Below are 8,410 nucleotides of genomic sequence, written 5' to 3'. Positions count from 1 at the left end.
CAGGCGTCTCTCGACAGTTCGTTCCCCGATGAGCGGACGGTGCATACGTCATTCAGAACGCTGCGCTATCCCAGCATATCGAAGATTGAGGTCAAGGACGAGACGCAGACCACTGCCAACGCAGTGATTACAATAGCGGACCCTGACGGAACGAGCCAGACTGTCCATCTGCGCTATCGCACTACCACGCCTCAGGGAGAATGGAGCGGTATCCAGAAGACTACCAGTACCACCGACAGCGCAGAGGTCAAGCTGTCCGGTCTAACTTCCGATACGGAGTATGAAGCCGAAGCCTCTCTGACTTCCGACTTCAGCGTATCCGAAACGGACATCTTTAGGACGCTTCCGCCCGACCCCGTAGTGTCGGGTGTGAGCATTGATGACGAAACTCAGACCGCTGCCACAGCAAACATCAGCATAGCTAACGCCAACGGCACTTCCCAGACCGTGCATCTGCGCTATCGCACCACCACGCCTCAGGGGGAGTGGAGCGACACTCAAGAGACGAGTACCACCAACAGCGCGGAGATAGGGTTGTCCGGACTCACCGCGAATACCGAGTACGATGTACAGGCGTCTCTCGACAGTTCGTTCCCCGATGAGCGGACGGTGCATACGTCATTCACAACGCTACGGACACCGAGCGTAGAATCCGTCGAGGTTGTGCACATTGGCAGGAACGGCGCGACTGTCAGAGCTGTCATAGCAGACTCGGGCGGAATCTCGCAGACGGTCTATTTCCGTCATCGCGACAAGCGTTACGATTTGTGGAGACCTACTCAGCAGGCAGATTCGGCAAATGACGTGGCGAGCACACGGCTCAGGCTTCTAATTTCTGGAACAGAGTACATTGTGGAGGTATCTCTGAGTGACTCGTTCCCAGAGGACAAAACCGAGTCGTTGACATTCACTACAAAGCGACGTAAAGAGGACGTGAGCGACTCCGAAGGGACGACCGGTGTGGTGCCAGCGGCGCAATCCGCATACGTTCCACAACCTGGCATTTCGCCTATGGCGTTGATTTTCAGCGCAGTTGAAGGCGGCGACAGTCCGGCGCCGCAGACTGTTAGGGTCTGGAACAGGACATACGAACCTATGAACTTCACGCTGTCGAGTCGCGCGGATTGGCTTTCACAGGAACCAACTTCAGGGACATCGAACGGGCCTGATGACGCTGTGCCGATTACCGTCTCGGTGGATTCGTCCAATCTGCCGCCCGGACAGTACGTCGATGTTATCTACATAAAGGTGAGCACATCCAAAAAAGCCCCGGAACAAATCGTCGTGATGTTAGAGGTACTTCCTCCAGACTATGTTAGGCAGTTCGTGCCGCGCAACGAAGGTGGCGTGGTAGTCTTGCCGGACGGTACGGTAAAACTCCTAGTACAATCGTTGTCGCCGCCGAGGGACGTTGATGTGGAGTTGATGAAGGTCAACCTCCAAGCGCATGGCAGCGCGCCGACCGTTCATGAGCGAGTCGTTCTTGCGCTCGAAACGAACACTTACGAGCCGGATGGCGAGAGTTCAATAGATGTCGTCTATACTCCGAAGGCGGAGTTGTGGATGCGGCTACGGAAAGAGGACACGAGTGTGTGCGACGAAGGCAGGGCAAGAGTGTATTCGGTGGTATCAGGGCAGTGGCATCTGATGGAGCATCGCTGCGAGAGAGAGGAATCGGGCTATGCATGGGTGGTCACGAAAGTGGAACGCCTTGGCAAATTTGTCCTGACCATCGACGACGCTCCCGCGACGGCAACGCCTGCTCCGGCTGCGCTTGCTGCGCCATCCGGCTTCGTGGCGCGAGTGGCGACGCCCGCTGCGCGGCAAACTTCGATGCCTGCGCAAGACCCGACTCCAGCGCCGACACCGACACCGGCTCCACTACCGATTCCCGACAGGAAGCTTGTTGTCGCGTCCGCCTTCATGCCAACGCCAACGCCAATGCCGACAGCTACAGCGACGGTGACAGTCGCTGAGAAGGCAGAACCGGTCGTGAAGACATCGAGTGTTGAGCAGAGTTCCGGTGGCTTCAACGAGATTATTCTTGCCGCTATCGGAGTGCCTCTGACTATTGGCGCCGTTGTTGTCGTTTTCCTCGTCTATCGCGAAAGGCGGCGGAATGGTTACCGGCAGGCTTAATAGAGACAGACCAAGCAGCAATCGGCTCACGGCATTGGCTTAAGGGTTTGTGCATGAAGAAACGTAGGAAGATTGGACCCGTCCGAAGGCATTATTGAAGACTTCAGTGCCAGACAAGACGGTTCAAAGTGAAGAAGATAACGAGTACTAAGGGATATGTAGACGCGGTGTGTTACACGTCAACCTAATTTATCGGTTGTGTCAATGGATTTTGCCGCTCAGAGTCCTTGTCTGACTGTTGATGTCGCTGTACATGGGCGTGGCAATCAGTAAGTTGACGCGACAACCATTGTTACCGCGCTTCAATTGCTATTGCCGGTGCGTCAACTTCTCCGCCTGCCGGTTATGCGCCGCACTGGTCCTGTAGCTGGGCATGTCGAACTCGAGTATGACCGAGTGATGCACGATCCTGTCTATCGCTGCGGACGTCGCCATCGGATTGGCGAACATCTTCTCCCACTCAGAGAAGACGAGGTTGGAGGTGATGCCCAGAGAGCGGCGTTCGTAGCGCTCCGCTATCAGGGTGAAACAGCACCTCGGACTCGCCTGCCCCCTGCGGCAGGTAGCCCAGGCCGTCTATGATCAGCAGGCCGAAGTTATCCAGCTTCCTGAGCATCCGCGGCAGATCGAGGTCCAGCTTCGCCGTCAGCATGTCCTGTACCAGACGGTACTCCAGGGACACCAGCGGCACCGGCTGTCCCTCTAAAGTCGCCCCTCTTATATTGAATTGCCGTCACGATTTTCGTGCTACCACGACTGAAGAAGATGCCGCCACGAGTTCTATGCCGGCGTACCGCACGACTTTCGTGATGGCACTGGCTCTATCAACTTATGCTGGTAACGACCTTCTTTCATCCTCTGGTGTTCTGATTTCGCTATTGCAGATTATGGGAACCACTCCATTGAGGACACTTCATCCAACAGATTCCGTGAATCTCAAATCGAATCGGTGCTCACCGCAACCAATAGTCTCTCTGTGCACTCCGATCTTGTTGACAACCACTTGTCCATGAATTAAGGTCAGAATGCCACATGTACCCATCTACAAACTTTTACTATTCCCAGACTGAACCTTTAGGGTGGTCCTCTTGCCCCCGAGTGTGTCTCTTCTGGGAACTGGTGCATGTGGCAACACGCATCCTATACACGAGGGGGCTTCTTGCATGGCCACACATCACCACTTTTCAAGCCACAATCAACACCGTTCCGAATCCGATGAAGCTTCGGCACTTCCAATCAATAGGGCAGACCTGCCGCAGGCGGGGTCTCGATGCAACCTATCGGCACTGGGAGCGGCCCTCCGGGCTGATGTCGCCCGCTTCATGGCACTCCCGTATTTCGGCTGTGCCAGTCTCAATAAGCGTTTCTTACCTGCCTCCTTAGAGTCCGCTGGAGCCAACGAGTGGACTCGAACCACCGACCTGTTGTTTACGAAACAACTGCTCTGCCGACTGAGCTACGTTGGCTCACACCATCCATATTACTACGATTGCCGCCGCGTTTCCACTTAATTTAACAGGATGAACGGGATAGCCAAGACAATGACAGACAGTATCCTGCCCATCCCGTCCGTAGATGTTAATTTAGCTGTGAAACGGTCACGCGGAAGCGGCGCATGGCGCAGGTTGGCGCTAGTTCGCGAACGGCTGTGATGACCGCCGCCGTCCAGCCGCCGCCGTCAGGCATTGGGTCGCCGATTTGCGGCGGGGCGCTGCCTTCTTCCAGGAAGTGCCTTCCCAGTGGCTTGCCGTCTTCGGAATATACGAACCACACCGTTTCTATCGCTTGCGTCTGCGTCATGTCGCCGTAACGCCTCCGTCTATCACCAGCTCCGCGCCAGTAACATAGCGCGATTCGTCCGATGCGAGGTACAGCATGCCCTGCGCGAGTTCTTCGGGCTGCCCTACTCTGCCCATCGGGATGCGCTCCAGCAGCGCCTCGTAATGCTCCGCGTTCTGGTAGCTGGCGTTCGTCATCGGCGTGCGACAAAATCCGGGATGGATGGAGTTCACGCGGATGCCCTCGCCGGCATACTGAATCGCCGCCGACTTGCTGAGGATGCGCGATGCGCCCTTGCCGGCATGATATGCCGTAGATGTCGCGCTGCCCACCAGTCCGTATATCGACGACACATTGATAATTGACCCGCCGCCCGCCTTGCGCATCTCGGGAATGGCGTACTTCATGCCCAGGAACACACCCTTGCCGTGTACATCCATCTGCGCGTCCCACAACTCTTCGGTCGTCTCCATCAGGCGCATCCTGCCGCCCGTGCCCGCGTTGTTTATCAGCACATCCAGCCTGCCGTATGTATCAACCGTTAGCGCCAATGCGGCTTGCCAGTCGTCTTCGCTGGTAACATCGAGCCGCGTGAACACGGCGTCGTGTCCGCTGTCGCGCAGTTGCGCCTCGGTGCGGCGTCCCTGCTCTTCGTTGATGTCGGCAAGCACAAGCTTCGCGCCTTCCGCGGCGAACAACCATGCCGCCGCGCCGCCAAAGCCCATAATCTCGCCCTTTACGCCCGCCGCCGCGCCGGTGATGAGCGCTACTTTTCCTTCCAGACGCATTATTTCTACTCCTTCTGCTCATTCAGGACATTGGGGAATATGAAGGCATGCTATTCCATCCTGCCCGTCCTGTCTATTCTGCCCTTTCTGCCCATTCTGTTGAGACGATTTCACAAATCCTAATGTCGTCATTCCGCACTGTTCTTCTCATTTCGCACTATTTTAGTCATTCTGAACGCAGTGAGGAATCTAAAATCATCGCACGCAAACCTGTTTCCGACTTTAGATTTCTCGCTTCGCTCGAAATGAAGAGGATGAAGTGTCGAAATGACAGAGAAAATTTGCATTTGTGAAATCGGCTCATTCTGTCAGAATAACGCGCTAATCTCTGTCTTCCTCGCCAAGGAAAGTATGACTGAATGTCGTTACCATCAGCGCGTGTATCCTAAACGACACACGCCACAGCAGCGCGACCACGCCCACCAGCGCGAAGATTGCGATTGGCGTGGAGAAGCTTCCCAGCACGACCAGCTGCGATATGAGCGGCAGACTCCATATCCCCAGCAGCACGACTATGACTATCAGGATGCTGTTGCGCAGGATGATGTGCAGCCCGCTGCCGCTTATCACTTGTATGCCTACAAGATTGCGCCGCAATATGTACGCGGAAAGCCCGTCCGTCATACGCTGCAGCGCGCGCCAGATGAACACCGACGGCGGTATGCACATTAGCACCACGATGCTGCTCAGTATGACGCCGAACAGACCCTGCTGAATGCCCAAGTCGCCTGATATATCGCCCGCGAAGTTGAGCACGACTGTGCCTAGCGCGATGGTAACGACAATCACACCGAGGTTCACGATGATCGCCCGTCCGGAGCGCCGCACTAGGTTGGCGACTTCGCCTTCCATTCCGAAGACGGTGCGCATTGATATGAGGATGTATGTCATATTACCGATGTATTGGCGCAGCAGGCGCGGTGAACGCCGTTCCAGCGAGTCGCTTACACCGTTAGACGAGCGCGATAGCAGCGGATATAGCAGCGCCGTAACCGCCGATGCCCCCGCCACGACCGGATACAGGAACGCGCCCACGACCGCGTAGTCCACGCCGACCTTCGTCATCGCCAGCGAGAATTCGCCCAACTGCGGCTTGCCCATGCCCACGCCGAGCGCCATCTTGCCGTCGTGTCCGGTGATGAATGTGCCAACCGTCGCCGCCAATATCTTGCCTACCATAAACACACCGGCGATGGTCAGCGCAGGCACGATGTACTGCCAGAGCACTTGCAGCTCTATGAGCATGCCGATGGATATGAAGAACAGCGCGGAGAATATGTCGCGCACCGGTGCGATGGTGCTGTTCAGCATCTCGGAGTACTCGGTGTCTCCGAGAACCGTGCCTATGATGAACGCGCCCACAGCCGCCGAGATGTGCAGCTGCTGTCCGATGAGCGCCAGCCCGAAGCACATTGCCAGACTGACAACCAGAACTACCTCTCTTGAACGAAAGCGCGCGACGAACCTGATGATGTGCGGCGCGAGCAGCGCTCCCATAAACAGCGCGCACAGGAAGAACAGCGCGAGCAGCGCCATCAGTTCGAGTATCTCGCTCATGTTCGCCGTGCCGTGTGTCGCAACACCGGACAGCAGGCTCAGCAGTATGACCGCCGCGAAGTCTTCCACGACCAGAATACCGACAATCAGCTGACCGTGCCGTTCGTGTAGCATACCGGTGTCGCGCAGCACTTTGATGATGATCGCCGAGCTGCTGATGGACAGCGCCGCGCCCAAGAATATCGCCTCCGTGCCGTTCCAGCCCATCAGCGTAGCCACTTCGTAGCCCAGCGCGAACATGAAGATAATTTCGATGGTGCCAATGATGATGACGCGCGGGCCGAGCTGCCGTATGCGCCGCCAGCCGAACTCCAGCCCGATGGCGAACAGCAGCATGATAAAGCCAAGCTCCGCCATCGTCTGTATGCTTTCGATGTGCGTAACCGGCGCGGGTAGGTTGAGCAGCGGCAGCGTGTACGGACCCACGATAAGCCCCGCGATGAGGTAGCCCAGCACCGGCGGCTGCTTGAGCCACTGGAAGACGACAATCGCAATGCCTGCGACGATCATAATCGTGGCAAAATCCCGTACCAGAACGCCTTCTTCCAACTATCCAACCTCGACCAGTCAAACTAGGTTCTGTTGACATTTCACTATTACATCCCATCATTCCTGCTTTCGCAGGAATCCAGTGCTTGCAAGCAGCGTTAATGAAACATAATGGCTGCGTTTTAATACTCTGGATTTCCGTTTTCACGGGAATGACACAAATGTCAACACGCCTCAACAGGATATAACTATTCTATCCTATCCATCCTTGTCCATCGGTGTTAATCTCACGTCCGCCAGATTTCGCGGATTGCCAGTACTATCGCCGCTGTGATTACGATGCCGATGATGCCGTTGCCCACCAGCGCGAATGTTATCCCCAGTGTCTCCGCGATAGCGCCCGATGCGAGCAAGCCCAACGGCAGACCGTACACCGCGAGCGAGCGCAGCCCCATCATGCGCCCGCGAATTTCGGTGGGCGTGCTGCCCAGAAGCAGGATCGACATCGTAACCATGGTGAACGACTGCACCAGCCCGACGAATGCAAGCAGACCGAGCGATACATTGAACAGCGTGGTAGCTGCAATCGCTCCGATCCCCGCATGCCACGCTACCGACCCCAGGGACATCAGCCTGCCTGCGCGGTCCATGTTGCCGATGCCCGCTATGACAACGGAGCCCACGAATGCGCCCGCCGAGTAGGCGCCGAGCAGCCAGCCTAGTCCTGTCGAGTCGGTGAGCAGCACGTCGCGGGCGAACACTGGCACGAGCCCCTGATTGAGCGGGAAGCCCGTCAGGTTAACGAGGAAAGCGAGGAGCAGCAGCGCAAGTATGACCTCGTGCCTTATGGCGTAGCGGAAGCTGTCCACAAGCGTCCTGAATATAGGCTCGCCGCGAGTCGCGGGCGTTCTCGGCGGTGGCTTCACCGGAATGGTGAGCGCGGTGCCTCCAATAAGCAGCGCGATTATGACAACATACGCCCAGCCCAGCCCGAACGAGTCAAGCAGGAAGCCTCCTATAACGGGGCTGATAATCTGCGTGGTGTCACGTCCGGTCCTTGTGAGGGCGATGGCGTTGCCGAGGTTCTGGCGCGGCACCATGTCGGCTATGAGCGTCTGGCGGGTTACGTTGTCGAAGGCGCGCGCCATGCCCGCCACGCCGGTCAGAACGAATATGTGCCAGAGTTGAATCTGATCGAGGAAGGAAAGCACTGCGATTATGACCGCGATGACGGTAAATATGATGCGTGACACCCGCAGCAGCATGAGGCGGTCGTAGCGGTCCACTACGATGCCGTAAAAGGGCGCAAAGAGCGTGCCGGTGAAGCGTAGGGCGCCATACAGGGTTACGAGAAAAGCTGATTCTGTATGGGTGGCTACGAACCACACCAGCACCAGGAACTCCATCTGCTCGGCGGAGCTCGTAATGCCGTCGGACGACCAGAGCAGGCGGTAGTTGCGCTGCTGAAAAGAGCGAAAGAAGCGGCTTGCTATGGTGTTCGTGTACATCATGGCGGTTGCACGCTTTCCGCTGCGTCAAGACAAAGTTGGCAGCGCCAACCCAACCCGCGCCAGCCAGTGAACCGCAACGATACAGCCCATAAGCCATCCCGCGCAAGCATAAATGGGGACGCGTTAGGCGCACTTCCGTTTTGCAAT

Annotated in this window: 4 protein-coding genes, 1 tRNA gene and 2 pseudogenes; all 7 read right to left on the bottom strand. The window is 56.9% G+C overall.

What is annotated here, in order from left to right:
* Positions 1-1,847: 1,847 nt before the first annotated feature.
* Positions 1,848-2,033 (bottom strand): annotated as a pseudogene (locus F4X57_02295) (hypothetical protein).
* 415 nt (positions 2,034-2,448) lie between these two features.
* A pseudogene (locus F4X57_02290) lies at positions 2,449-2,791 on the bottom strand (hypothetical protein).
* A 738-nt stretch (positions 2,792-3,529) separates the two neighbouring features.
* Positions 3,530-3,605 (bottom strand) — tRNA-Thr (locus tag F4X57_02285).
* A 112-nt stretch (positions 3,606-3,717) separates the two neighbouring features.
* Positions 3,718-3,939 carry a hypothetical protein gene (locus tag F4X57_02280; GenBank protein ID MYC06000.1) on the bottom strand — a complete coding sequence of 74 codons (222 nt, stop codon included), beginning with the start codon at positions 3,937-3,939 and terminating at the stop codon, positions 3,718-3,720.
* Entirely contained in the window at positions 3,936-4,706 is a 771-nt protein-coding gene (locus F4X57_02275; GenBank protein ID MYC05999.1) for a glucose 1-dehydrogenase, read from the bottom strand. Before F4X57_02275 ends, F4X57_02280 begins: the two co-directional genes overlap by 4 nt.
* Positions 4,707-5,027: 321 nt before the next feature.
* Positions 5,028-6,812: a cation:proton antiporter gene (locus tag F4X57_02270; GenBank protein ID MYC05998.1), complete on the bottom strand. Its 1,785-nt coding sequence runs from the start codon at positions 6,810-6,812 to the stop codon at positions 5,028-5,030.
* A 227-nt stretch (positions 6,813-7,039) separates the two neighbouring features.
* A complete protein-coding gene (locus F4X57_02265; GenBank protein MYC05997.1) occupies positions 7,040-8,263 on the bottom strand; it encodes an MFS transporter in 1,224 nt (407 codons plus the stop codon).
* Positions 8,264-8,410 lie beyond the last annotated feature (147 nt).

Source organism: Chloroflexota bacterium (genome assembly GCA_009840355.1).
Lineage (GTDB): Bacteria > Chloroflexota > Dehalococcoidia > Lucifugimonadales > JADFKI01 > Bin90.
Note: the sequence above shows the minus strand (reverse complement) of the source record. Positions and strands in the feature narration are given on the sequence as shown.